This window comes from Calidithermus roseus (genome assembly GCF_003574095.1).
GTDB lineage: Bacteria > Deinococcota > Deinococci > Deinococcales > Thermaceae > Calidithermus > Calidithermus roseus.
In genome coordinates this window covers 1-24123 of the sequence record NZ_QWLA01000007.1, presented here as the reverse complement: position 1 = coordinate 24123, position 24123 = coordinate 1, and the positions used below count along the sequence as shown (strand labels likewise).

The following is a 24123-nucleotide window of genomic DNA, read 5'->3' as shown; positions in this document are numbered from 1 at the left end:
GAGAAACCTCGTTCTAAGGAGCAGGACACAGGACCCAGATCACCACCGTGGGCGTGGGGCCGGGGTTGCGCCAGGTGTGGGGATCGCGCCCCGAGAAGGTCAGGCTGTCGCCCGGCCCCAGCCGGTACTCCTCCTCCGCCACCCACACCGTGAGCTGGCCTTTCAGCACGGTGATGAAGTCGGTGTTGGCAGGAAAGCGGTAAGGCTCTTCGCCTCCGTGCCCACCGGGGGCGATCTCGGTGCGCAGCACCATGACCTCACCGTCCAGCCCCCGCGAGAGGATGTGGTCTTGCACTCCCACCCCGCCGAAGTGGGCAGCCACGGCCTCATCCTTGCGCACCAGGCGGGTCTTGGGGGCTTCGAAGAGGACGCCGGGCTGGATACCCAAGGCCGCGCAGACCTTGAGCAGTGAGGCCACGCTCGCTGCCGCCGCCTCGCGCTCGAGGCGGCTCAGGAAGGATTTGTCCAGGCCGCTGCGCTTTGCGAGTTGCTCTAAGGTGAGGCCCTGGGCCTTGCGGATGTGGCGCAGCCGGGCCCCAATGCCCGTCTCGGTGGGGGAAGAGGCACGGTTCATCAGTGAGGGATGTTCCAGCGGCGCTCGAGCCCGCGCGAAACCCATGACAGCAGCAGGGTCATCCCTAGGTACAGCAGGGAGACTGCCAGATACATCTCAAAGGGTTTGAAGGTGCGGCTGGCCACCAACTGCCCGGCGCGGGTGAGTTCCACTACCGCGATGGCCGAGAGCAGCGAGGAGTTCTTCAGCAGGCTGATGCCCTCGTTGACCAGCGGTGGGATCACCCGCGTGAAGGCCTGGGGCAAGATCACGTAGCGCAGAGTCTGGCTGGGGCTCAGGCCCAAAGATAGGGCGGCTTCGCGCTGGCCTTTGGGGATGCTCTGGATGCCCGAACGCAAAATCTCGGCCACGTAGGCGCTGGAGTTGATGCTGAAGGCCAGTACCCCGGCGGCGAACTCGTTGATTTGCTGCTGGATGAGTTGGGGCAGCCCGAAGAAGATTAAGAAGATCTGCACCAGCAAGGGCGTGCCCCGCAGCAACTCGATATAACCGAGGGTAAGGGCGGAAAGCCAGCGCAAAGGGGACATCCGAGCCAGGGTCACCAGCGTTCCCAGGAGGATGCCAAAGAGAAGGGAAAGCGCCGTGACCTCTACGGTGATCCAGGCCCCCTGTAGCAAGAAGGGCAGGTTGTCGCGAACGAGCCCGAAGTCCATGGATTATTTGAACCAGCGGGCGACGAGCTCCTCGAGTTTGCCGCTGCGCTCGAGCTTCTCCATGGCCACGTCTACTGCCTGGCGCAAGTCGACACACTCCTTGCGGAAGGCCAGCCCGGTATCCACCGAATTCAACTCGGCCACCACCTGCAAGTCGGGGTACTGCTGGATGAAGGCCCGGCCCACCGAGCGGTGCACGATGAGGGCGTCGGCCTGACGGGTCTGCACGGCCAGGGCGGCTTCGGTGTAGAGGTTGTAGGACTTGACGATGGCCCCCTTTACCCCCTGGGCGATCTTCTCCTGGGCACTGCCGATCTGTACCGCCACCCGCTTGCCTGCGAGGTCTTCGAGCTTGCGGATGCCAGGGGTGTCCTTGCGGGTGATGATCACGTTAGGCCCAGAGATGTAGGGACGGGAGAAGTCCACCGACTTCTTGCGCTCTTCGGTGATGGTCAGGCCTGCCGCCACCACGTCGATTTTCTTGGCCAGCAGGGCCGGGATGAGCCCGTCGAAGCTTTGGGTAACCCAATTGACCTTGATCCCCAGTTCCCTAGCCAGCAGGTTCACCAGGTCGATGTCGAAACCGACGATCTTGTTGGCGCTATCCAGGAACTCGAAGGGGGGGTAGTCGGGGCTGGTGCCCACGTTCAGGCCTCGAGCCTTCACCTCCGCCAGACAGCTCTGGGCCAAAGCTCCAGGCAGAGCCAGCAAAACCAACAAAACCGCCATCCCCAACTTGCGCATATGGCCTCCTTCTCGCTAAAGCGAGTGGCCCTACACTAGCATGACTTTGCATATTGCGCAACAAAAGTTGCATAGAATATTAAGGCTCATCTGAGCAGGTTTTGTTCGATCTTTTACGAGGCTAATTGCTTTAGCGGCACAGGGGAACCGGGCAGCTTTTTGTCTATGGCCGGGTGCTTCCAGTGAAGCAATTCCACACCAGCCAAGGGTTCGAGTCCCTCAGCGCCCATCACGCTCGAGACAGCGAGAACCGGGGTCTGATGTCCCCGGTTCTCGCTTTTGAATCCGGCTGCTTCAGGGCACCCGCACCCGCCACCAGCCGTGGATGTCGCTGCCCCTCAGGTCGGGGCTTACCGCGCCCTGGCCGTGGAAGAAGTCGTTGTAGCTGGTGAGGCCGCCGGGGCCATACACCCCCATGACGACCGTGACCACGCTGCCCGGCTGCTCCTCGGCAGCCGCTTGAATCCAGGCTGCCCGGACGGGCAGGGTGATGGTGGTGAAGCCGAAGTTCCGGCCCAGCATGTAATCGGCGAAGCGTCCACCGAAGTTGGGCCAGTCGTAGGCGTTGGTCTCGAAGCCCAGCAGCAGGTGCAAGCCGTTGAAGGCGGGCCCCCAGCGCTGCCACCACTTCTTGCCGTCGTGGGTATCCTTGAGCACCTGGCACGACAACAGGGCCAGCCACTCGAGGTCGCCATCCCCCCACTGGCCGCTGGCGTCGGTGTAGGTAAGTGAGCTGTCGTTGTGGGTGGTGTCTTCGAAGGTGAAGCCCCCGCCCCAGCCGTGGCCGATGTAGAAGGTCAGGTCCACGTTGTCCACGTAGGTGGTGTCCAGGCCCGTCGGGGGGTTGAGGAAGTCCTTTTCCCAGGCGGCGGTGCCGCTCCAGTTGAAGCGCAAGGTGATGCCGCCTTCGGAGAGGATGCGGTTGCGGAAACCGCTTTGGTTAGCCGCTCCCAGGTCGGAGACCGCGCGCTCGATGCCCACGTCCACCACGCCGCCTACCTGCGGCAGCACCTCACCCGTGAGTGCCGGAGTGACCTGCACGGTCTTGCTGGCCATGACCACGAGGCCGTTGGCGTCGGTTACCTCGACGGTGAGCTTCTCCATGAGGCTGGAGATCTTCTCGCGGCTCACCACGCGGTAGGTGATCTCGGGGCCATACTCGCCCTGGGTAACGAGGTCGAGGTCCGTGGTGGAGGAGGTCCAGCGGTAGCTGTAGGGTGGGGTGCCTCCGCTCACGCTGGCCTGGCCCACTACCGTAGCTCCATCGGCGTTCACCGTCAGGCTGACCTTGGGCGCGTTGGAGATGGCGGGCACGAGGATCTGCAACAGGTTCACCTGCTGATTGCCGATCGTTACCGTGCCCCCGTAGATGTAGTGGGGGTAAAGGGCCTGGACGCTGCTTTGCGCCAGTGGGGGGGCGTAGTACGCCAACCCCAGATTTTCCAGGGCCAGCGCGGTGATATCGGGGTTCTTCGCCCGGTAAATCTCAGCCGCTCGCCTGTCGGCTTCGCTTGGGGAGATGAGGCTCGTGCTTGGCCCTTTTCTGAGGGCTCGGGCGGCTACGTTCAGGGAGGTCGTCTTGCCTTCTGCGTTGAAGATCACCTGGGCTTTGGCTCCAGGGCCCAGCAGGGGTAAACCCTCGAGCTTGAAGCTGTAGCTCACTCGAGTGTCCAGCCTGGCGTTGGCCTGAAGGTTGCCGGTGGCATCCACCGCTTCAAAGGTGGCGTGGTCTGCTGAGGAACTGGCCCCGGTGAGATAGTTGGAGATCGCGCTGAAGGCCCCTTGCACCTTGCTCAGCGCCTGGCCGGTATCCATTACCGGCAGCTTCTGGATCGCGTCGAAATCGAAGCCTTCCCCAGCTGTTCCGGCGGTGCCGTCCTCGCCTGCACTGCCGCCGGAGGCCGGCTTGGTGGGCACTTTGAAGAAGTTGTCTTCGTCAACGAAACGAAGAGCCCCGTCGGTCTGCCTGGGGTTATTGGGCAGGCCCAGCACGTTGGCGATCTGCTGGGCAGCATCGCTCGGGATGCCCCCACCCCCTGGAGTGACCTCGTAAATGGGCAATTGGTCCGGGTTGACCGGAGGGGTGGCGCAGCCGATGAGAGCCAATACCAGCACCAGTACGAACGGGAGATTTTTCGGGAATCTCATATCCGAACCCCCTTCTAGCCGGCTATGAGGAAGTCACAAATGGAGAGCGCATCGCTGCAAATGATGGCTGGCTTCGCTCATTCTATATCGAGTTCCGGATTCTACCTGCTTCCGAGCCGCCGGGCCCATTCAGGGCCGTAGAAACAGGCTTTTATTCGAGGGTCGTACTAAAAGCCTAAGCAACATACCTCACTCGAGCGCGGGGTGGGCCCATACAATAATCGGGGGAGGGAATAAATCCCCTGAAGCTATGGCACGCGCTAGCTACACCCTGGAGGACGTCGCCCGTGAGGCAGGGGTTTCGCCCAGCACGGTGTCGCGGGTGATCAACGGCAGCGCCAGGGTGCGTCCGGGCAAGCTCAAGGCGGTATTGGAGGCCATAGACCGTTTGGGTTATCAGCCCAACCTCATGGCCAAGGGATTGGCCCAGGGCAAATCCCTGACCATCGGGGTGATGGTGCAGGAGATCTCGAGCCCCTTCTATGGCGAGATCATCAAAGGAATCGAGCAGGGTCTCGAGGGCACGCTCTACCACCCGGTGTTCTCCACCGGGCACTGGCAGGTCGAGCAGGAGATGGAAGCGCTGCGGGTGCTCAGCGCGCGGCAGATCGACGCCCTGATCGTGCTGGACGGCCTGGCGCCCGAAGAATACTTTCTGGGGCTGGCCAGGAAGATGCCGCTGGTGCTCTTTGGCCGCCGCATCGAGGGCCTGGAGCGCAACACCTTGCTGGTGGACAACCTCCAGGGGGCTTACCGGGGAACCCGCCACCTCATCGAACTCGGCCACACCCGTATCGTTCACATCGCCGGCCCAGCCCATCACCCCGACGCCAGGAGCCGCCTCGAGGGCTACCGCAAGGCCCTGGAGGACGCTGGAATCCCCTTCGATCCGGAGCTGGTGGTGGAGGGCGATTACATGGAGACCTCCGGGGTTCTCGCCGTGGAGAGCCTGCTTTCGCGGCGGGTGCAATTCAGCGCGATCTTTGCCGCCAACGATCAGATGGCCATGGGGGTGATGCTGGCCCTGTACCGCCGGGGGATTCGCGTGCCTGAGGACATTTCACTGGTAGGCTTCGACGACTTGCCGGGCTCGAGCTACATGACCCCGCCCCTCACCACCGTGCGCCAGCCGACCCTCGAGCTAGGCCGCGAAGCGGCCAGAGCGGCCTTGATGATGCTCACGGGCCAGCCCTACGAGCCGCCTGTGCTCAGCACAAGCCTGATAGTGCGTGAGTCCACGGCGATGCTGCGCGTGGGCCGGATGGCCGGATGGGGAAGGTAAGAAGTCAGTCCGGCAGTTCCACAAATGCGCTAATATTCTAGCGAAGGTGAAGGAGCGGCTATGGGCTCGGTGCGCAAAAGTGCCTGGATGATCGCCGCTGTGGGGCTCGGGCTGCACCTGCTGGCGCAAACGGGAGCCCTGCGCCTGGCTTTCCCCGAAGCCTGGCTGATGATCGCGCTGGCGACCCTTACCTCAGTGCTGGGCTACCGCTGGGTCGTGCCGTTGGTTGCAGGGGCCAGCCTCCTGGATGCGCTGCTGGGTGCCCGTCGCTTCCTGCTCGAGCTGGTTGCGCTCTATGGCATCTCCAGCTTGCTCGCGGCCTGGTTCGGGGCTCGGCTGCGGCGCGCTTACGCCGAGCGAAAGCGAAGCTCGCGCCTGATCAGCCTGCTGGTGCGCGGGCAAAAGGAGTTCTATGGCCTGAGCACTCGCAGCGCCGTGCTGGAGGCGTTACCGACCATCCTGGAGGAGTATGGCCAGGGCCACGTGAGCGTGTGGGAGCCAGAGGCAGAGGGCGGGGGGTTCAGGCGGGTCGCGGCCTCGCGGAGCTTCCCTCAGGACTGCCACGTGATCGCCGGAGACGGGATCGTGGGGCAGGCCTTCGGGGAGAAGCGCCCCGTCTACCTGTCCGATGTGCGCTCCAACCCGAGGTACCTGCCCGCCTCTGCCTCGGGTAGCTGGCCCCTGTGCGAACTGGCGTTGCCGCTGCTGGAGCAGGGCGAAGCCATAGGGGTGCTCAACCTCGAGTACCCCGAGCCCCTGGGCCAAGAGAGCCGGCAAGCCCTCATGCACTTTGCCCAGGGGGTGAGCCGCCACCTCGATCACCTCTCCGAGCGCAGCACGCTGGCTTTGCTGGCGGAGCTCAACCGCGCGGTGTACTCCGCTCAGGATCTGGCCGGGCTGGGCGAGCGAGCCCTGGCCTTGCTGGGGCAGGTGTTCGAGCTCGATGGCGGATCCCTGGTGCAGCAAGACGGCAGCCGGCTGCGGGCACTGGCTTTTTGGGGTGACCTGGCTCCCCAGGAGAGGGCACTGCTCGAGGAGGGCATCCCCTTTGGCCAGGGCCTGGCCTGGGAGGTTCTGCGCACAGGGCAGCCCCTCTTCAGTGACCACTACGCCTCCGAGGCACGGGCCCTGCCCGTGCTCAAGGCCTCGGGAGTCCAGGCCCTGCTGCTGCACCCCGTCGCCCTGCCCGGAGCCCAGCGGGTGCGCTTCCTTCTGGGCTTCCAGACCCGCCGGCGGCGTCGCTGGCGGCAAAGCGAAAAGGAGATGCTGGCGCGGGCTTGCCGGGTGGTGGGGCTGGCCCTGGAGGGCGTGCTCGAGCGCCAGCGCATCAAAACCCTTCTGAGCTTGCAGCAGTCGGTGCTGGAGCTCTCCCCCGAGGCGGCCTATGGGCAAATTCTCCAGACCGCGGTGGCCATGGTGCCCGGAGCCGAGGCCGGAAGCCTGTTGGTGTGGAAGGATGGGGCTTTTGAGTTTCGAGCCACGCAAGGCTACGACCTCGAAGGCCTTCGCGGGGTTCGTTTCAGCCTGGAGCAGCAGCGGGCCTGGCACGACGACCCGGCAGGCTGGCAGCGGGGCCTCCCTCGCATTCGCTCCAGCGCCCTCACCGAGGCCAGCCTCGAGACGGGCTTGCCGGAGGACAAGAAGGAGCAAGCGCGCCTGGAGGAGATCAAAGCCAACCTCCACCTGCCCATTCGCTACGCTGAGGAGGTGTTGGCTTTGCTCAACCTCGACAACCTGCACGACCCCTCGGCCTTCGATCACGATTCCTTGCATGCCGCTCAGCTTTTCGCCCCGGTGGTGGCCACGCTCCTGCACGACCTGCGCTACCGCCAGCGTCTCGAGGAAGCCGCCCTTACCGACGTGCTCACCGGCCTGTCCAACCGCCGGGCCTTCGACCTTCGCCTGGCCGAGGAACTCGAGCGCGCCCGGCGTTACGCCTACCCCCTGTCCTTGCTGGTGATGGACCTCTCGGGCTTCAAAGCCATCAACGACCGGCTGGGCCACAAGCAGGGAGACCAGGCTTTGCAGGCGGTGGCCAGCACCCTCAAAAAGCAGCGGCGCAACGGCGACAGCCTCTACCGCTGGGGCGGCGACGAGTTCGCCGCCATCTTGCCCCACGCCGACCTCGAGGGGGCCATTGCGGCGGCTACCCGCTACCACCGCGCCATCGGCGCGCTGGAGATCGGGGGGATGAGGCTGGGCGTCAACATCGGCGCGGCCTGTTTTCCCAAAGAGGCTCAGGACGCTGAAGCCCTGCTGCACCTGGCCGATGAACGCATGTACCAGGCCAAGTCGCGCAAGGTGCCCCTCGCGATGGATTAAGCGCCCAGCAACTGGCGCGCCGTGCGCACCCGGGTGCGCACGGCCTGGGTTTCCTGGCGGTCCTGGGCCAGCCGCCTGCGGGCCAGGCGCAGGTGGCGGTCCTGGGCCTGGGGGGCTACCCCGCCCAGCACCTGGCGGCGCTCGAGGAAGCGCCGGGGCTCGAGGGCGGCCTGCAACTCGGGGGCGCTGTAACCCAGGTGGGTTTGCAGGTCCTCGGGGGTGGCCTGGGCCAGGGTGCGTCCCTGTGCGCTCAGATGGGCCAGCAGGTCCTTGACCCGGCGGTAGGCCTCGCCCAGCGGCCAGTACCCTCCGGCCACCAGCACGTCCACCAGCTCGGAGGCCAGCACCGAGCGGTCCTCCAGGCCTCGCAGCAGGCCCTCGGGCCGGAACTCGCTTTCCTCCAGAGCCACCCGAATCAGCTCCAGCCCGCCCTCGGCCATCTCGCACAGCCGGTCCAGCGGTTCGACTACCCCGGTGGAGTGGTCGTTGAGGTCGCCGAAGGCGGTGGAGTGGTTGAGCTGGGTCATCAGGCTGGCCCCGCTGATGAGTTCGGCCACGAGGACCCGGGCGTGCTCGAGGATCACCGGGTTGTACTTTTGCGGCATGATCGACGAGCCCTGCGCCACGCGCTCCCCCACCCGGAAAGCCCCGCTCTCGGCCCAGGCCAGCAGGTCGCGGATCAGCCGCGAGAGGCTGGTGCCCAGCCCGGCCAGGGCCTGGGCGAGCTCGAGGGCCCAGTCTCCGGCGGCAATAGCGTCGTAGGTGTTCTCGATCACCCCGCCGAAGCCCAGCCAGCGGGCCATGGCCTCACGGTCCACGGGGTAGGGGCTTCCGGCCAGCGAACTCGCCCCAAGCGGGGAGCGATCGGTGGTCTCGAGCGCGGCCCGTAGACGGCGGAAATCCCGGCTCAGCAGGTTCTCGAAGGCCGCCAGGTAGTGCCCCAGCGAGCTCGGCTGGGCGGGCTGGTGGTGGGTGAAAGCGGTCATCAGGGTGTCCCGGTGGACTTCCGCCAGCATCAGCAGGCGCTGGCGCAGCCGCAGCAGGTCGCCCATCACCGCCAGGGCCTGGTCGCGGGTGTAGGCTCTGAAGACGGTGAGGTCGAGGTCGTTGCGCGAAAGCCCGCGGCGCAGTGCCCCGGCCACCTCGGCCCCCGCCATTTCGTTGAGCTGGAGGTCGATGGCGAAGAACACGTCCTCCACCAGCCCGCTGAAGCCGGGCAGGGGAAGGGGCCGCAGCAGCCGCAGGGCCTGCACCGCCTCGGCGGCGAAGGGCACTCCCAAAGCCGACAGACCTTTGGCATAAGCGCTCAGGGCGTCGAGGAAATGAGGCACCAGCCGCTCTCTGGCGAAGCGGTAATGGCGCATCAGCACGCGGCGTCGGTAGGTGGTATTCCAGCGAGACATAACATTTAGTCGGTGTTCAGCCAAAACTCAGCCGGGTTTCAGGCGATTGAGGCACACTTTAAAGTGTGAGGGTCACGCCACAACCCCCTCACCTCCCTTAGACCGCCGGAGCGGCACTCCGGCGGATTTTTTATCTGGCCTCGGCCCGACACCTGCCCAGTTTAGCCAATCGCGGGCTCGAGGTGGGGTAACTTAAGTCCGGTGCGCCTGCGCGTTCGCCATACCACCGAGTACCGCTACCCCGAGGAGGCCCAGGACTCCTTCAACGAGCTGTGGCTGACTCCGGTGGACGATCATCGCCAGTGCCTGTTGGAACACCGCCTGTTCATCGAGCCCCTCGCCGCCGTGCGCAGTCGCCAGGATTACTTCCACAACCGCGTCCACGACTTTCACCTCACCACCCCTCACAAAAGCCTCAAGGTCGAGGTCTTCGCCCGCGTGACCACCTTTGCCACTCCCGAACCCCTCAGCGTGAGCGTGAGCAGCCTCGAGCCCCTGCGCGATCGCTTCTTCGAGTTTTTAGCCCCCACTGCCCGCGTGCCCCTGCACCTCGAGTGGGGCCAGATGCTGGGCTTCCGCAAGCCCCACGGCGCGGAGAGCCTGCACGACTACCTGCTCGAGATGACCCGCCACCTCTTCGAGTCGTTCACCTACGACACCGAGGCCACCCAGGTCGACACCCCCCTGCGGCGCTTCGTGGAAGGGCGCAGGGGCGTCTGCCAGGACTACGCCCAGGCCATGCTGGCCCTGTGCCGCAGCTACGGCATCCCCGCCCGCTACGTCTCGGGCTACCTGGCGACCGGCGTCGGAGCCGAGGGCAGCCACGCCTGGGTCGAAGCCTTCGTGCCGGGCTCGGGCTGGGTCGGCTACGACCCCACCAACAACAGCCTCGTCGGCGAGCAGTACATCAAAAACGCCCACGGACGCGACTACGACGACTGCCCGCCCCTCAAGGGATTGCGTCGGGGCGGGGGCCGCGAAGAGCTCAGGGTCTTCGTCAGCGTGGAGGAAGAGCCGGGCAAGGCGCTGGCGAGGATGTAGCAAATCGGCTTGCCTTCGGCGCTTGGCTAGTTGAACATCTATAGCGTCACACATTCACGTAGTGTTGAATAGAGGGCGTGGAATCAGACAGCGACCTGATACGGCAGGTAGCCCAGGGAGAAGAAAGCGCCCTCGAGGAGCTGTACCGGCGTTACGGGGGCAAGGTCTATGCCCTGTTGCTGCGCATGCTGGGCGGGCGCGAGGAGGCGGAAGAAGTTTTGCAAGACAGTTTCGTACAGCTTTACAAGGAAGCCCGGCGCTACGATCCGCAGCGCGGCAGCGTGAGCACCTTTGTGTTCACCATCGCACGCAACCTGGCCCTCTCGAGGCTGCGCGCGCGCAGAGTTCGGCCTCAGAAGGCCCTGGAGCACGACCTGCACGATCCCGAGCAGGAGATGGGCCTGTGGCACGAGCATGACCCCACCGACCGGGTTCTGGTGGAGCGGGCCTTAGCCCGGCTGTCGCCCGAGGACCGCAGGCTGCTCGAGGAGTCGTTTTATTGGGGCTACAGCCATAGCGAACTTTCCGAACGCCACCAGATGCCGCTGGGAACCGTGAAAACGAAGCTGCGCCGGGCCTTGCTGCAACTGCGGGAGTTTCTCGAGGGCAAGGTGCGCGAGGGGGGCGAGTGATGGAGTTTCGCGACCTGCTTCCCGATTACCTGCTGGGACAGCTCGATTCCGAGGAGGCCAGGCGGCTCGAGGCCCAGCTCGAGCGCTCGCCCGAGCTGCAGGCCGAACTCAATTCCCTCCGCGCAGCGCTGTTCAGGCTACCCGAGCAGCTAGCCCCCATAACCCCGCCGCCCAGGGTCTGGTCGCGCATCCAGAAGCGGCTTCGAGGGCGCAGGCTGCTGCCCTGGTCTCAGATTGCTGCCGTGGCCGCTAGCCTGGCATTGGTCTTCGCTGGGATTGGGCTTTACCAGCTTCAAAGCCTCCGCGCTCTCCAGGCCGAGCAGGCCAAGATCGCGCGCTGGTTGGCGATTCCCGAGGGCAAGTGGCGGGCCATCAAGAACGCCCAGGGCGAGGGGATCGGCACCATGATCTGGCTCGAGGACGGTAGCTGCCTGATCGTGATGAAAGACCCCGCCCCCAGGGACAGGGTCTACCAGGCCTGGGGCCGCAAGGACGGCCAGCCGGTCTCGCTGGGCATCTTCCGGGGGAGGGTCTACGAGACCCGCTACGAGGGCTTCGAGCGCATGGGGGTGAGCCTCGAGCCCCCCGGCGGCAGCCCCCAGCCCACCCAGCCGCTGGGGAGCGTGCCGGTGTCTTGAGCAAGGGGTTTTTCCCCACGAGCCGCAGGCCAAATTTCAGCCCCGCTTCAGTCAGGCCATGCCACAATAACGGCAGTATGCCCAAAGTGCTCCTCATCGAGGACGATCCTGGGGTGCGGGAGGCCTTGCGGATGGGTCTCGAGCTCGAAGGATATGAGGTGCTCGAGGCGGCCACCGGGGCCGAGGGCCTGCGCAAGTTGGGCCAGGAGCCCGAGGTTGTTGTGCTGGACGTGCTGTTGCCGGGGGGCGATGGCTTCGGGGTGCTCCGGGAAATTCGCCAGCAGAGCACGGTGCCGGTCTTGATGCTCACCGCGCTGGACGAGGTGGAGTACCGGGTCAGGGGCCTGCGGGGTGGGGCCGACGACTACCTGGTCAAGCCCTACGCTCTCTCGGAACTGGTAGCCCGCCTCGAGGCCCTGCTGCGCCGGGCTTCCCGGAAGCAGGAAATGCTGTGCTACGCTGACGTGACCCTTTTTCCCAGCCGCATGGAGGCTCGCCGGGGGGAGCGCCTGCTCGAGCTTTCCCCCAAGGCTTTCCTGCTGCTGAAGACCTTCCTCGAGCACCCCGAGCGCCTGCTGCCCAAGGAGAGCCTGATGCAGCGGGTGTGGGGGGAGGAAGTCGAGCCCAACACCCTCGAGGTACACCTCTCGGCCCTGCGTCGGGCGCTGGGCGAGCCGCCTTTGCTGCACACCCTGCGGGGCCACGGGTATATCCTGCGCAAATGAGCCGTCTGAGCCTGCACACGAGGCTTTTGGTGTGGCTGTTCGTGGCCCTGGCGGTGCTGCTGGTGCCGCTGTGGGTGTTCACCGTGCGCGAGGCCCAGGCCACCGCGCTCTCGGCGCTCGAGCGCGCCCTGCTGGCGCGCATGGGCTTCCTAGCGGCCACCCTCAACGTCACACCGCAATCGCTCAGCCAGATCACCAACGACTTCGGCGGAGTGGGCTTTTTGCTCGACTCCAGCGGCACCCGCCCCATCTGGACCGACCAGGGCGACAACCGCCTGCCCGAGGGGGTCTACGAGGCCTTGCGCGAGGGTCGTACCTTCCGCCGGCTCATCGAAAACCGGCTGTGGATCGCCCAGCCCGGCGAACTGGGGGCTTTCGGCGTGGCGGTGCCGCTGGAGGAGGTGGCCGAGCTGCCGGCTCGCTTCTTCCGGCTCTACCTGAGCGTGGGGCTGGTGCTGTTGCTGCTGGCGTGGCTGGTGGGGGCGGTAGGGCTCTCGCGTTCGCTGCGCCCGGTGGGCTCGCTGGCCCGCGAGCTCTCCCTGCGCAGCCCCGACTTCCTGCAACCCCTGCCCGAGCCGCGCCTGCTCGAGCTGCGCCCGGCGGTGGATTCGCTGAACCGCCTGATGGAGGCGCTTTCCCAGGCTTTCGAGCGCATGAAGGAACAGGAGCAGGCCGCCAAGCGCTTCGCCTACGGAGCCTCGCACGAACTGCGCAACCCGCTGGCCGCCCTCAGGGGCTACCTCGAGGTCCTCCAGCGGCGGCCTGGAGAGACCCGTGCCCTGGAAGGGGCCCTGCGTGAGGTCCGGCGCATGGAGAGCCTGCTGGGGGGGCTGCTGACCCTGGCCCGCCTCGAGGGCCGCAGCCAGGCTCAGGCCGAGCCGGTAGACCTGGCACTCCTCCTGCGCGAACGCTATGGGCTCGACGTCGAAGGGGAGGCCACCGTCAGCGCCGAGGTGGCCCTGCTCACCCTGGCCCTGGACAACCTGTACCAGAACGCCCGCCAGCACGGGGGGTTGCCCCTCGAGGCCCGCCTGGTGCCCCAGGAGGGCGGGGTCTGGCTCTACCTCGACGACTGCGGCCCGGGCTTTCCCGAAGCCCTTTTGCCCAGGGTCTTCGAGCCCTTCGTCAAGGGTGAGGGCAGGGGGACCGGGCTGGGGCTGGCCCTGGTGGAGGCGGTGGCTCGGGTCCACGGAGGCCGGGTGATGGCCGAGAACCGGCCCGAAGGCGGGGCCAGGGTGGGGGTCTGGCTTCCCGGCCTTAAGGCAGAGTTAAGGGGAATTGCGTAGCCTTAGGGCATGAAGGCACGGCACTGGATTCTCGCGGGCCTGCTGCTGTGGCTGGGAGGCTCTGGGGGGGCTGCCGATGGGCTGCCAACCTACTACGACGCCGTGGCCCCGATCCTCAATACCCACTGCGTGGGGTGCCACACCGAGGGGGGAATTGCGCCCTTTCCCCTTGACAGTGCCGAGTGGGCGGTGAAGATGGCTCCAGCCATCGCTTCGGCGGTGGCCGAGGGGCGTATGCCGCCCTGGCCACCGGGGGAGGCCTCGCCCAAAATGCGGGGCGAACGCCGCCTGAGCCCGGAAGCCATCGCCACGCTGGTGAGCTGGGCGAAAGCGGGGGCGCCGCTGGGGGAGGCAAAGAACCCCACGCTCACGCCGAACAAGTCTGTTGCCCGCACGCCCGACCTGGTGGCCGCCATGCCCAGGGCCTACACCCCGGATTCTAGGCTCTACGACGACTACCGTTGCTTCCTGCTGGACACCGGGCTCGAGCGCGATACCTTCGTGCAGGGCTACCGGATACAGCCCGGCCAGAGCCAGCTCGTGCACCACGTGATCCTCTTCGTCATCGGCCCTGAGGCGGTGCAGCGGGCCAGAGCCCAGGACGGGGCGGACGGGCGGCCCGGCTGGCAGTGCTTCGGCGGGCCCAGCCTGGGGGCGGGCACCGGGAGCCTGGGCAACGCGCTGGGCTTCTGGGTTCCCGGCACCCAGGGCACCGATTACCCCCCCGGGACCGGCAAGGAGATCAAGGCGGGCTCGAGGATCGTCATGCAGGTGCATTACAACCTCAGCGCCCCCGCTCACCCCGACCAGACCCGCCTCGAGCTCTTCTTCGCCGACCCAGCCAGCCAGCCCAAGTCCATCCGCCGCATGATTCTGGCCGCTCCCGTCGAGGTGCGCTGCCCGCCGGGGGTCTCGGGGGAGGCTTGCGGGCGTGCCTTTGCCCTCGAGCGCAGCGAGCTCAAGCGGGTGGCCGACGGCATCCACCTGCTGTGCGGCACCACGCTGGAGGATTATTTGCGCCGCGACATCGGCGACGGCAGCCACCAGGAGACCCATTGCGACTTCAGCGTGCGCGAGGACGGAGTGGCTTTGGGCGTGCTGGCCCACATGCACCTGCGCGGCAAGGCGTTGCGCATCAGCCTCAACCCCGGTACTCCCGGCGAGAAGGTGCTGCTGGACATTCCCCGCTGGGATTTCCATTGGCAGGGCGAGTACTGGTTCGAAGAGCCCATCGCCCTCAGGCAGGGCGACCGGGTACGCATAAGCTGCGTCTACGACAACGCCGAAGCCATCCCCGGCCCCGACGGGCGGCCCCTCGAGCCGCGCTACCTCACCTGGGGCGAGGGCACCACCGACGAGATGTGCCTGGGAGGGATCTCCTGGGTGAAGTGAGGGCCCGAACCCCATGAGACGGCTCCTGTCCCTTCTGCTGCTGCTCACTCCGGCGATGGCTCAGCTCTCCGACGCCGAGGTGCTGGGGCGTTGCCAGGAGGTCTTCACCCAGTTACGCCCGGTGGGCTTCTACCTCGAGCCCCTTGGCAGCTCGCGCCCTCAGGGCTGGCTGATCCGGGTGCTGCTGGGCACCAGGGAACCCGGTGCGGTGCAGCCCCTCAGCCGCCTGACCTTGGACAACCGCCTGGCCCTGGTCCCGGTCGGCCTGGAGGATCTGGCCCAGCTCATCGAACGCCCCGCCCTGACCGCCCTGCGCCTCATCAACCAGGGCCGCAGGCGCATGGAGCAGATCGGCAGGCGGCTACAACTGGCCAACTGGATGGTGCCCGAGGCCCAGGCTTACCGCTGCTTTTTGCTGGTGGATGGCCGGGTGATGGGCTTTTTGCGCCTGAGCCGCAGCCTCGAGCCCCTCCCCGAACCGCGCTGGCTGGCCGACTTCCGCCGCTCGCCCTACCGCTGGCCCAGTGAGGAGGCTCAAGGCAATCCGTAGGAAGGGGTGGGCTTCGGCTTCAGGGGTAGGTGACAGGAAGGCTTGTGGCGTTTGAGGTCGAGGGTCTAGGGCGAAGTAATGCAAAACGCGTAGGGCATTTTGCTCTTAGCCATCGACCATCAACCATTGACCCTCGACCTGATCGACCAGCTCCGCCCGCATTACCGTGACGGCCTGCCCCTGGATGAACACGCGGTCGCTGGTCAGCGTCACCCGCAACTCGCCGCCCCGTGCTGAGGCCTGGTAAGCCATGAACTCCTTCTTGCCCAGCTTGGGAGCCCAGTAGACCGGCAGGGCGCAGTGGGCCGAACCCGTGACCGGGTCCTCGGGAATGCCGATGCCGGGGGCGAAGTAGCGGGAGACGAAGTCGTAGCGAGGATCATCGGAGCGGGCGGTGACGATGAGGCGGCCTGGGGGAACCTGGGCCAGCAGGCTGAGGTTGGGCCTGAGCTTGCGCACCACCTCGGCGGACTCGAGCTCGACGAAGAAGCGCACCGGGGTCTTGCCGGTGAATACGGGCTTTGCGCCGATGGCCTCGAGCAGCGTCGGGGGCAACTCGGCGGGCATCACCGGCTCAGTGGGGAAGTTCATCTCGATCCAGTTCCCCGCGCGGGTAGCGGTCAGCAGGCCGCTGAGGGTGTGGAACTCCAGCATGGGGGCGCGGCTGTGCCCCTCCTCCCACAGCACGTGGGCGCTGGCTAAGGTGGCGTGCCCGCACAGGGCGATTTCGGCTTCGGGGGTGAACCAGCGCAATCGGTAGCCGCTGGATTCACGGTGCAGGAAAGCGGTTTCGGAGAGGTTCATCTCGCGGGCCACCGCCTGCATCCAAACAGCAGGGCGGGGCGCCTCGAGTACGCATACCGCGGCGGGATTTCCCGAGAAGGGCCGGTTGGTAAAAGCGTCGACCTGGATGATTCGCAGACCCATAGCTCAACCCCCGATAGCATACCCGGCTGGGTAGACTGGGCACGTGCATTTGATCGTCGGTCCTCCGGCCTCGGGGCGAACTGAGCTGCTGTTGGAGAAAGCCCGTACGGCGCTGAAGGCCCGTAAGCGGGTCTGGTGGCTTTGCCTGCCCCACCAGCGGGCCTACGTCTACCGCCGGGTGGCGGCAGAGGGAGCCGTGTTGGGGCTGGAGGTGCTGTCCTTCCAGCAGGCCTACTACCGCCTCCTGGCTGCCAGCTATGGCCTGCGGCCCATCCTCACCGGTCCGGCGCGGGTCGCGCTGGTGGGGGAGGCGCTGCAGAGCGAGTCGCAGTCGCTGCCCAACCCCGGCGAGGCCCGCCTGTTCGCGCGAGCGGTGGCCGAGGCCAAGCGCTACGGCGTTGGCCCCGAGCAAATTCCCACCCCAGACCCCGAAAGCCGGCGCTTCAAGCGCGTCTTCCAGCGCTACGAGGAACTCAAGGAGGCCTGGGGGCGCTGGGACTACGACGACTTCCGCGACGCGGCAGTGCGGCTCGTCGAGGCCGCCAATTTCGAACCTCCTGCCGACTTAGTGCTGGTAGACGGTTTCCGCGAGCTGTTGCCCCTGGCGTTACGCTTCCTGGAGGGCCTGGGGCGGGTGAGCGAGGTCTGGGTCACGCTGCCAGAGGCTCCGCCGGGGTATCGTCCGCACCAGGTGCTCTCCCATACGGCGGGCCCGCCCCCTCGTCCCCAGGTTTACCGCGCCCCCAACCCCGTGGCCGAGGCCCGCTGGGTGTTGCGCTCGCTTAAGCGTGACCTGGCCCAGGGGGTAGCTCCTGTCGATCTGGCGGTGGTCGCGCCCGAGTCCCGCCTGGCCGCACTGCTGAGCCTGGCCGACGAGTACGGCGTGCCCCTGGTGGACTACACCCCCCGCACCGCCGCCGACACTCCCGAGGGCCGCCTGCTGCTGGATTTGCTCGAGCTGCCCGACTATCCCACCCCCACCCGCTTGCTGGCCATTCCCGACCTCGCTCCCCTGGGCCGCGCCGCCCTCGACGCCGGTCTAGCCGGGCTGGCCCCCATCCAGCGCCTGGCCCAGCAGATGGGGCTGCACGCGCAGCTTTCGGCCTGGCTCGAGCGGCTCGAGCCCACCGGCGACCTCGAAGCCTGGGCCCGAAGCCTGATGGACTCCATCCCCGAGGTGCGGGCCGGGCCCCGCCGCGACCTGCTGCTGGAGCGGGCCAAGGAGGCGGGTCGCATCGCCTACGGCCCCGATTTCCGCCGCTGGTGGGCGGCTTTGCTCAGCGAGACCTACGAGCCCGTGCGCCCGCCGGGCGGGGTTCCCCTGCTCACGCCGACTTTGGCCTCTGGGGTGCGCTTCGCCAGGCTCTACCTGACCTACGCCGTCGAGGGCGCTTACGGAGCGGGCGAGCGGGAGGACTATTTCATCCCCGAGGAAGAGCGGCTGGCGCTGGAGGAGCTTTACGCCCGCATCGGCCTGCCCCGGCGCTTCCTGGGCCGCGACCGGCTGATCCTGCACGAACTCGCCACCCGCGCCCAGAGCGTGACCATCACCTATCCCGAAGCCGACCAGGGCGGCCCCCTCGAGCCCGAAGCCGTCCTGATCCCCAATCCCCAGCAGGTGCCCCGCATCCCTGCAATCCCTATCGGCAGCCGCCTGGAACTGCCCCAAAGCGCAGCCTACCGCCCCCTCTCCGGCCCGATCACCCTGGGTTCGGCCAGCGTGGAGGACCTGCGCCGCTATGACGAGTGCGGCTTCAGGTTCTGGGCCGAGCGCCTTGGGGGCGGCCTCCAGCAGCGCCAGGAGCCCACGGGCTGGCGGGCCCTGGTGCGCGAGCTGCGGGCGCTGAAGCGCCTCAACGAGGCTCGCCTCGAGGCCCTCTCCAAACGCTTCCCCGAGGCCGAAGACTGGCTAAGGGCTCACCAGGAACTGCTCTTTTCACTTCACCTGGGCTTCACCTGGCCCGAGAACGCCCTACCACACGCCCGCGTGGACGCGGCGGTGAACCGGGGCGGGGAGTACAGCTTCTACACCTTCGCTCCTCCCGATACCCACGACCCCGGCGAGTTCATGCAGGGCCGCTGGGGGGAACTGTGGCTGGCAGGGTATCTGCTCGAGCACAGCCCCCGCCAGGTCAAGGGCGTGCGGCTTTGGGTCTGGCCCGTGCTGGGCTCCCCGCTGGCCCTCCACGACAGGCCCATCACCCAGATCACCGGCCCCATCCGCTGGCGCAACGAGAAGGTGCGGGCCGCGCTCGAGCGCTACCGGCGGGGCGAGGTCGAGCCCAACCCCGGTTTCATCTGCCTGGGCTGTTCGGTGCGGGACGTGTGCCGGGAGGGGAAGGTGGGGTGAAGGCGCCTTGAGGCGTATAGAATGGGCACGTATGCCCAAGCAGCCAATCGCTGAAGCCTTTGGCTTCCCTATTGATAACGTCAGCGAAGAGGCAGATCGGTACCGTAAGCTCAGACTGTGTCCTTTTAACAACCGAATTCCAAATTGTACAAAAGACAAGGCGCAGGATCCTCTAGGTGTTTGTAGCATCATTGATGGGGATAAACTAGCCATCACCTGTCCTGTGCGATTTCGACAGGATTGGTTGATTGCTGAGGACGCTGCCCGCTTTTTCTTCCCGGAAGAAGCGAGCTGGACCTCTCTTGCCGAAATCCGCCTTGAAGATGGTGAAGGAAAATCCGCTGGGAACATCGACCTTGTCTTGGTGAGCTATGACAGTCGTGGCCGCATCCTGGATTTTGGCTCGGTGGAGGTTCAGGGTGTGTACATCAGCGGTAATATTCGCCGCCCTTTCGAGGAATTCATTGCTGATCCTATCGGCTATCGGACCCGGGGATATGAAGGCAAGAATTACCCGCGGGCGGATTACCTCTCCTCATCACGCAAGCGACTGGCTCCGCAGATCATTTACAAAGGTGGAATCTTTCATTCGTGGAATAAGAAAATTGCAGTTGCCTTACACACAGCCTTTTTTGAGACGCTGCCTCTTCTTAAGGAAGTCTCCAAAGAGGAAGCTGAAGTCGCTTGGTTTCTCTATGACCTAGCACTGGATGGGGAGTCAAATCGTTATAGGCTAACCCGTCACCGAACGGTCTATACCAAGTTTGAGGACGCTCTGGTGCAAATCACGCGTACCAATGCAGGTCCTGTCCAATCCTTTGTGGCGCTTCTGCAGGAAAAGCTGGACGAAAAGCTAGGAGAATCAGCCCCTGACGCTCCCACCTTAAAAGACATGATAGAGGGGAAATCATGAGTCTGGCGCGTCGGACACCGCTATTCGATGTAGAACCAGCAGTGGTGAATGTTGCCACGGTACGCCAACTCAGTCCGTTGCGCTATCCAGGTGGCAAGACCTGGTTCGTACCTTACCTGAAGCGATGGTTGGCGAGCCTGCCCTTTCGACCTGCGGAGTTCATCGAGCCTTTTGCTGGAGGAGCCAGTGCTGGTCTGACCGTGCTGTATGAAAACCTTGCTGACAGAGTCATTTTGGTCGAGAAGGATCGAGATGTCGTCGCGGTGTGGAAGGCGATTTTTGAGGGGGATGCGGTAGCACTGGCAGAGGAGATTTCGAGATTTGACCTGAATCTAAATAATGTGCGTGCTGCCCTCTCTCGCGAACCGAACACACTTGAGGAGCGTGCTTTTCAGACCATCCTCAGAAACCGGATTAACCGTGGTGGTATTCTGGCGCCTGGAGCTGGTATGGTCAAGGAGGGGGAGAATGGGCGCGGTATACGCTCGAGATGGTATCCTCAGACCCTGAAACGTCGAATACTTTGCTTGGCACCTCTTCGAGACCGGGTGACTGTTGTGGAAGGAGACGGCTTACTAGAACTCGAGCAGCGGTTGGGGCGCTCCAGGGCCGTGGCCTTTATAGACCCTCCGTATACCGCTGGTCGGAAGCGCGCGGGGAGCCGCCTTTATGTCCATTCGGAACTGGATCATCCCCACTTGTTTCACCTCGCTTCCAGGTTCGCAGGTGATTTTCTAATGACCTATGATGATGATTCCATGGTAGAGCACATGGCTTTACGCAGCGGCTTTCAAATCAGGAGAGTGCCCATGAAAAACACCCATCACAGCGTAATGTACGAGCTAATAGTGGGTAAGAACCTGGGTTGGTTGGATTAGCTCGAAACCTGTTGGGCCCTCAGGTACTCCTCCACGTGCGCCTGGAAGGCCTTCACCAGCGCGCTTACCCTCGGCCCCACCTGCCCGTTGCCCACCGGCCGGTCGTCGATGCGGGTCACGGGCATGACCCCTCGAGTCGAGCTGGTGATGAAGGCCTCGTCGGCGGCGTAAAGCTCCTCGAGCGTGAAAGCCCGCTGCTCGATGGGCATGAGCTTCGCAGCCAGGCGCAGGGCGTGGAGGCGGGTGATGCCGGGCAGCACGCCGTCCTTGGCCGTGATGAGCACCCCATCCTTGATGAAGCCCAGGCTCGAGCGCGCTCCCTCCGAGACCCACTTACCGTCGTGGTAGATCACCTCGGCGGCTCCCTCGGCCTTCATGCGCGGCCCCAGCTTGACGGCGGTGAGGTAGGCGATGGTCTTGGCCTCGGGGATCTCGCGCACGTGGCGGTGGGTGATGACCTTCACGCCCTGCCGGTAGAGGGCAGGGGAATACTCCCGCAGCGCGATGGGGGCGATGATCAGGTTGGGCTCGCCAGGAGTGAAGATGTCCTCGGAGTAGCCGCCGGTCAGCACGAGTTGAATTCCGGCGCTGAGAAGCTCGTTGACCTGAATCAGCTCCCGGATGAAGCCCTCGAGCTCGGCGCGGGAGTAGGGCACCTCGAGGTCGATGGCCCGGCTGGAGTTCTCGAAGCGCTCGAGGTGGTCCTCGATGAACACGGGAATGCCGCGCAGCACCCGGAAAAATTCAAACGCGCCGTAGCCTCGCCGCAGCCCCAGGTCGCTGATGTGAATTTTCGCGTCGGCGTCGCGCACCAACTGTCCGTTGAGGTTCACGTATTCCATCGCCACAGCCTCTAGTGTGCGTAGTTTAGCGCATCGCGCCCCTCAGCCCTCGAGGTTCCTGAGCCGTGCGGCGATCTGGGCCTTGTCCAGCTCACCCCGGCCCACGGCGAGCGCCAGCTCGTAGGCGGCGTCCTCGCTCAGGGTGCAGGGGGAGCTGTTGAGCTCGAGGAAGGTCAGGGCGGCCAGCAGCCCGGTGCGCTTGTTCCCGTCGACGAAGGTATGACCGGTGGCGATGTGGAAGAGGTAGGCTGCCGCCTGCTCGTGGAGCGTGGGGTGCAGCAACTGTCCCCCGAACTCGGCCTGGGCTTGCAGGACGGCGGACTCCAGCCGCCCAGGGTCCAGACACCCCGGCTCGCCTCCGTGCATCTCCAACGCCAGGTCGTGCAGGAGCATGACCTCGGCCACGCTCAGCCAGCGGGTGGGCTTCATTCGTCCCCACGGTCATACTCGGCCAGCCGGCGCAGGGTGTTGCCGTACCGCCCAACCACCGCCCGCAGGGCCCGCTCGAACTTGGGGTCGAGGGCTTTGACGGGGCGGATCAGGATGCCGTCCTCGGTGGCCTCGACCTCTACAGTATCGCCGGAGTGGAGCCCCAGCCGCTCGAGCAGATCGGGTGGCAGGGTCACGGCGGTGCTGTTGCCCAGGCTCAGCAGGGTGCGCTTCACGCCGGAATTATAACGCTGTTTATACCTGGCCCTGAACAGGTAAGATTCGAGCGAAAATGGGCATGAAGGTCCGTGTTGCCTCCGCCGGAACCGGCAAGACCGCCAGCCTGGTGCTGCGCTACCTCGAGCTCATCGCCTCGGGCACGCCCCTGCGCCGCATCGCGGGCGTCACCTTCACCCGCAAGGCCGCCGACGAACTGCGGGTGCGGGTGGGGCAGGCCATCGAGGAGGTGCTGGCCGGGGGGCAGCACCTGGGCTTCGTGGCCGATCCCAGCGACCGCGCGCGCTTCGAGGAGGCCCGGCTCGAGCTCGGCGGGGCCACCCTCACCACCATCCACGGCTTCATGGCCCAGGCCCTGCGGCTGTGTGCGCCCCTGCTGGGCTTAGACCCCGACTTCAGCCTGATGGGCGACTGGGAAGCCAAGGCGCTGTTTGAGGAGGAGTGGCGCTCGTTGTTGTACCTGGCCGCCGATCCCGAGCACCCCTTGCACTCCCTGGCCACGCCCGACCTCGAGGGGCCCTTGCTCTACCTCTTCGACAAGCGCTCGCTGGCCGAGACCTTCCAGCCCGCGCCGGGCGAGGCCAACGAGCGCTTGGTAAAGGTGTACCAGGCGGTGTTCGCCGCCTACGAGAAGCGGCTGGGGTCCAACCTGCTCTCGCCCTCGGAGATCGAGCGCCGGGCCATCGGGATGCTGGGCAACCGCAAGGCGGTGGAGCGGCTCTTAGAGCGTTACCGCGTGATGCTGGTGGACGAGTTCCAGGACGTCAACCCCTTGCAGGGCGAATTCTTCCGCGTGCTGCGCGATGCGGGGATGCCCATGGAAGTGGTGGGGGACCCCAAGCAGTCCATCTACGCCTTCCGCGACGCCGACGTGGAGGTCTTCCGCCGGGCCCGGCGGGAGGGGCTCGAGCTCGAGCCCCTCTCCACCACCTACCGGCACTCCGGCGTCCTGGTGCGCTTCCTCAACCGCCTCACCGCTGAGTTCGCCAAGCGCGGGCTGGGCTTCGGGCCGGAGGAGGCCCCCAGCGTGAGGGGGGTGCGGGGCGAGGTGGGCAAGCTCGAGCTGCACTGGGTCGAAGGCGACGTGCCCATGGACGAGCTGCGCCGCTTCGAGGCCCAGGTGCTCGCCGAGCGGCTGCGGGCGCTGTCGAGCCAGGTTCCCCTCTCCCAGATGGCGGTGCTGGTCCGCTCGCGCACCAGCATCCCCTTCCTCGAGGAGGCCCTGGAGCGCGAAGGGCTCGACTACGTGCTCTTGCAGGGGCGCGGCTACTACGAGCGGCAGGAGATCCGCGACCTCTACCACGCGCTGCGCGTCGGCTTCGACCCCTCAGGGCTCTCGCTGGCGGCCTGGCTGCGCAGCCCCTTCGGGCAGATGGGCCTGGCCGAGCTCGAGCGCGTCCTCACCTCCGAGGTGCCGCTCTTCACCCTCGAGCTCTCCTTTCCCGAGGTGTGGGAGCGGCTGGAGCGCATCCGGCGCGTGGTGCGCCAGTCAGCCCCGCTGGATGCGCTCAAATTCCTGGTGCGCGAGCCCTTCATCGCCGGGCAGTCCTACCTCGACTTCCTCGACTCCCGCGCCCGCGAGAACGTCGACGCCCTGCTCTTCGAGGTGGCCCGCCGCCCACCGCGCGACCTCGAGGTGCTCTTAGAGCGCCTGCAGATGCTCTCACGCCAGGCCGAGGCCGGGGACGTGCCCCAGAGCGGGGAGGGCATCCAGCTCCTCACCGTCCACGCGGCCAAGGGGCTCGAGTGGCCGCTGGTGGCGGTCTTCGACCTCGGGCGCATGAACAGCCACCGTGCCCAGCCGCTCTACCTGGGCGAGGGCGCTCAGGTGGCCCTGCCGGATACCGAGTGCTTCGAGGCCTTCCGCCAGCAGGCGAGGGCCCGCGAGGAGGAGGAGAGCTACCGGCTCTTGTACGTCGCCGCCAGCCGCGCCCGCGACGTGCTGGTAATGACCGGCAGCGTCAAGGAGGGCAAGCCCACCGGCTGGGCCCAGGCCCTGGTCGAGATCGGCTTCGGTCCCGACGCCCCCGCCTACCAGCGGCCCGACTACTTTCACCACACCTGGCGCTACCGCCCCGTAGCCGAGGTGCGCCCCCTGGTCGTCACGACTCCTCCCGAAATCCCCGAGTGGCTCGAGGCCCGCTTCCACCCCAACCC

22 protein-coding genes are annotated in these 24123 nt (G+C 66.0%); 13 read left to right on the top strand and 9 right to left on the bottom strand.

Features of this window, described 5'->3' with window-relative positions:
* Positions 1-13 precede the first annotated feature (13 nt).
* The 4 genes from Mrose_RS03180 to Mrose_RS03165 all read right to left on the bottom strand — a co-directional run bounded on the left by Mrose_RS03180 (position 14) and on the right by Mrose_RS03165 (position 4119).
* On the bottom strand, positions 14-574 hold the full coding sequence (locus Mrose_RS03180) for a helix-turn-helix domain-containing protein (RefSeq protein ID WP_119275988.1): 561 nt from the start codon (positions 572-574) through the stop codon (positions 14-16).
* Entirely contained in the window at positions 574-1227 is a 654-nt protein-coding gene (locus tag Mrose_RS03175) for an amino acid ABC transporter permease (protein ID WP_119275987.1), read from the bottom strand. The genes Mrose_RS03180 and Mrose_RS03175 overlap by 1 nt, the downstream gene beginning before the upstream one ends.
* A gap of 3 nt (positions 1228-1230) precedes the next feature.
* The gene (locus Mrose_RS03170) at positions 1231-1971 is read right to left on the bottom strand and encodes a basic amino acid ABC transporter substrate-binding protein (RefSeq protein ID WP_119275986.1); all 741 of its coding nucleotides are present in this window, start codon (positions 1969-1971) and stop codon (positions 1231-1233) included.
* A gap of 294 nt (positions 1972-2265) precedes the next feature.
* Positions 2266-4119, bottom strand: coding sequence for a DUF6345 domain-containing protein (locus Mrose_RS03165; RefSeq protein WP_147371557.1), 1854 nt, complete (start codon positions 4117-4119; stop codon positions 2266-2268).
* A 250-nt stretch (positions 4120-4369) separates the two neighbouring features.
* Here Mrose_RS03165 and Mrose_RS03160 point away from each other — a divergent pair, with 250 nt between their 5' ends.
* Both Mrose_RS03160 and Mrose_RS03155 read left to right on the top strand, forming a co-directional pair.
* The gene (locus Mrose_RS03160; protein ID WP_119275984.1) at positions 4370-5401 is read left to right on the top strand and encodes a LacI family DNA-binding transcriptional regulator; all 1032 of its coding nucleotides are present in this window, start codon (positions 4370-4372) and stop codon (positions 5399-5401) included.
* Positions 5402-5470: 69 nt separating this feature from the next.
* Positions 5471-7723, top strand: coding sequence for a diguanylate cyclase domain-containing protein (locus Mrose_RS03155; protein WP_182482653.1), 2253 nt, complete (start codon positions 5471-5473; stop codon positions 7721-7723).
* On the opposite strand, the gene Mrose_RS03150 is transcribed toward Mrose_RS03155, so the two are convergent.
* Positions 7720-9126 (bottom strand): lyase family protein, encoded by a 1407-nt coding sequence (locus tag Mrose_RS03150; protein WP_119275982.1) that lies wholly within the window; start codon positions 9124-9126, stop codon positions 7720-7722. The genes Mrose_RS03155 and Mrose_RS03150 overlap by 4 nt on opposite strands.
* Before the next feature lie 201 nt (positions 9127-9327).
* Between Mrose_RS03150 and Mrose_RS03145 the strand changes: the two genes are divergently transcribed.
* From Mrose_RS03145 to Mrose_RS03115, 7 genes are all read left to right on the top strand, one after another.
* Positions 9328-10167, top strand: coding sequence for a transglutaminase family protein (locus Mrose_RS03145; RefSeq protein WP_119275981.1), 840 nt, complete (start codon positions 9328-9330; stop codon positions 10165-10167).
* Between the two features lie 77 nt (positions 10168-10244).
* Positions 10245-10799, top strand: coding sequence for an RNA polymerase sigma factor (locus Mrose_RS03140; protein WP_119275980.1), 555 nt, complete (start codon positions 10245-10247; stop codon positions 10797-10799).
* Entirely contained in the window at positions 10799-11437 is a 639-nt protein-coding gene (locus Mrose_RS03135) for an anti-sigma factor (protein WP_182482652.1), read from the top strand. The genes Mrose_RS03140 and Mrose_RS03135 overlap by 1 nt, the downstream gene beginning before the upstream one ends.
* A gap of 77 nt (positions 11438-11514) precedes the next feature.
* Positions 11515-12162 carry a response regulator transcription factor gene (locus Mrose_RS03130; protein WP_119275978.1) on the top strand — a complete coding sequence of 216 codons (648 nt, stop codon included), beginning with the start codon at positions 11515-11517 and terminating at the stop codon, positions 12160-12162.
* Entirely contained in the window at positions 12159-13448 is a 1290-nt protein-coding gene (locus tag Mrose_RS03125; protein ID WP_119275977.1) for a sensor histidine kinase, read from the top strand. The genes Mrose_RS03130 and Mrose_RS03125 overlap by 4 nt, the downstream gene beginning before the upstream one ends.
* A 9-nt stretch (positions 13449-13457) precedes the next feature.
* Complete coding sequence (locus Mrose_RS03120; protein WP_119275976.1) at positions 13458-14840, top strand: monooxygenase; 1383 nt, start codon at positions 13458-13460, stop codon at positions 14838-14840.
* A 13-nt stretch (positions 14841-14853) separates the two neighbouring features.
* The gene (locus Mrose_RS03115; RefSeq protein ID WP_147371556.1) at positions 14854-15390 is read left to right on the top strand and encodes a hypothetical protein; all 537 of its coding nucleotides are present in this window, start codon (positions 14854-14856) and stop codon (positions 15388-15390) included.
* Between the two features lie 105 nt (positions 15391-15495).
* On the opposite strand, the gene Mrose_RS03110 is transcribed toward Mrose_RS03115, so the two are convergent.
* On the bottom strand, positions 15496-16317 hold the full coding sequence (locus Mrose_RS03110; RefSeq protein WP_119275974.1) for a PhzF family phenazine biosynthesis protein: 822 nt from the start codon (positions 16315-16317) through the stop codon (positions 15496-15498).
* A gap of 43 nt (positions 16318-16360) precedes the next feature.
* Between Mrose_RS03110 and Mrose_RS03105 the strand changes: the two genes are divergently transcribed.
* The 3 genes from Mrose_RS03105 to Mrose_RS03095 are packed head-to-tail and all read left to right on the top strand — an operon-like array spanning position 16361 to position 20458.
* Positions 16361-18667, top strand: a complete 2307-nt coding sequence (locus tag Mrose_RS03105; protein WP_119275973.1) for a PD-(D/E)XK nuclease family protein — start codon at positions 16361-16363, stop codon at positions 18665-18667.
* Positions 18668-18698: 31 nt separating this feature from the next.
* The gene (locus Mrose_RS03100; RefSeq protein ID WP_119275972.1) at positions 18699-19580 is read left to right on the top strand and encodes a NotI family restriction endonuclease; all 882 of its coding nucleotides are present in this window, start codon (positions 18699-18701) and stop codon (positions 19578-19580) included.
* Positions 19577-20458, top strand: a complete 882-nt coding sequence (locus Mrose_RS03095) for a DNA adenine methylase (RefSeq protein ID WP_119275971.1) — start codon at positions 19577-19579, stop codon at positions 20456-20458. The genes Mrose_RS03100 and Mrose_RS03095 overlap by 4 nt, the downstream gene beginning before the upstream one ends.
* Here Mrose_RS03095 and Mrose_RS03090 read toward each other — a convergent pair.
* The 3 genes from Mrose_RS03090 to Mrose_RS03080 are packed head-to-tail and all read right to left on the bottom strand — an operon-like array spanning position 20455 to position 21965.
* Positions 20455-21300 carry an aminotransferase class IV gene (locus Mrose_RS03090; RefSeq protein ID WP_119275970.1) on the bottom strand — a complete coding sequence of 282 codons (846 nt, stop codon included), beginning with the start codon at positions 21298-21300 and terminating at the stop codon, positions 20455-20457. The two genes, Mrose_RS03095 and Mrose_RS03090, sit on opposite strands and share 4 nt — an antisense overlap.
* 42 nt (positions 21301-21342) lie before the next feature.
* Positions 21343-21729 carry a type II toxin-antitoxin system death-on-curing family toxin gene (locus Mrose_RS03085; protein ID WP_119275969.1) on the bottom strand — a complete coding sequence of 129 codons (387 nt, stop codon included), beginning with the start codon at positions 21727-21729 and terminating at the stop codon, positions 21343-21345.
* A complete protein-coding gene (locus tag Mrose_RS03080; RefSeq protein ID WP_220452274.1) occupies positions 21726-21965 on the bottom strand; it encodes an AbrB/MazE/SpoVT family DNA-binding domain-containing protein in 240 nt (79 codons plus the stop codon). Before Mrose_RS03080 ends, Mrose_RS03085 begins: the two co-directional genes overlap by 4 nt.
* Positions 21966-22027: 62 nt before the next feature.
* Here Mrose_RS03080 and Mrose_RS03075 point away from each other — a divergent pair.
* The coding region (locus Mrose_RS03075; protein WP_147371555.1) for a UvrD-helicase domain-containing protein at positions 22028-24123 on the top strand (2096 nt) is incomplete at its 3' end.

Bases quoted from the DNA above. Each gene is read 5' to 3' on its own strand.
- Mrose_RS03180 (WP_119275988.1), bottom strand. From the start codon at position 574: ATGAACCGTGCCTCTTCCCCCACCGAGACGGGCATTGGGGCCCGGCTG.
- Mrose_RS03175 (WP_119275987.1), bottom strand. From the start codon at position 1,227: ATGGACTTCGGGCTCGTTCGCGACAACCTGCCCTTCTTGCTACAGGGG.
- Mrose_RS03170 (WP_119275986.1), bottom strand. From the start codon at position 1,971: ATGCGCAAGTTGGGGATGGCGGTTTTGTTGGTTTTGCTGGCTCTGCCT.
- Mrose_RS03165 (WP_147371557.1), bottom strand. From the start codon at position 4,119: ATGAGATTCCCGAAAAATCTCCCGTTCGTACTGGTGCTGGTATTGGCT.
- Mrose_RS03160 (WP_119275984.1), top strand. From the start codon at position 4,370: ATGGCACGCGCTAGCTACACCCTGGAGGACGTCGCCCGTGAGGCAGGG.
- Mrose_RS03150 (WP_119275982.1), bottom strand. From the start codon at position 9,126: ATGTCTCGCTGGAATACCACCTACCGACGCCGCGTGCTGATGCGCCAT.
- Mrose_RS03135 (WP_182482652.1), top strand. From the start codon at position 10,799: ATGGAGTTTCGCGACCTGCTTCCCGATTACCTGCTGGGACAGCTCGAT.
- Mrose_RS03130 (WP_119275978.1), top strand. From the start codon at position 11,515: ATGCCCAAAGTGCTCCTCATCGAGGACGATCCTGGGGTGCGGGAGGCC.
- Mrose_RS03125 (WP_119275977.1), top strand. From the start codon at position 12,159: ATGAGCCGTCTGAGCCTGCACACGAGGCTTTTGGTGTGGCTGTTCGTG.
- Mrose_RS03120 (WP_119275976.1), top strand. From the start codon at position 13,458: ATGAAGGCACGGCACTGGATTCTCGCGGGCCTGCTGCTGTGGCTGGGA.
- Mrose_RS03115 (WP_147371556.1), top strand. From the start codon at position 14,854: ATGAGACGGCTCCTGTCCCTTCTGCTGCTGCTCACTCCGGCGATGGCT.
- Mrose_RS03110 (WP_119275974.1), bottom strand. From the start codon at position 16,317: ATGGGTCTGCGAATCATCCAGGTCGACGCTTTTACCAACCGGCCCTTC.
- Mrose_RS03100 (WP_119275972.1), top strand. From the start codon at position 18,699: ATGCCCAAGCAGCCAATCGCTGAAGCCTTTGGCTTCCCTATTGATAAC.
- Mrose_RS03095 (WP_119275971.1), top strand. From the start codon at position 19,577: ATGAGTCTGGCGCGTCGGACACCGCTATTCGATGTAGAACCAGCAGTG.
- Mrose_RS03090 (WP_119275970.1), bottom strand. From the start codon at position 21,300: ATGGAATACGTGAACCTCAACGGACAGTTGGTGCGCGACGCCGACGCG.
- Mrose_RS03085 (WP_119275969.1), bottom strand. From the start codon at position 21,729: ATGAAGCCCACCCGCTGGCTGAGCGTGGCCGAGGTCATGCTCCTGCAC.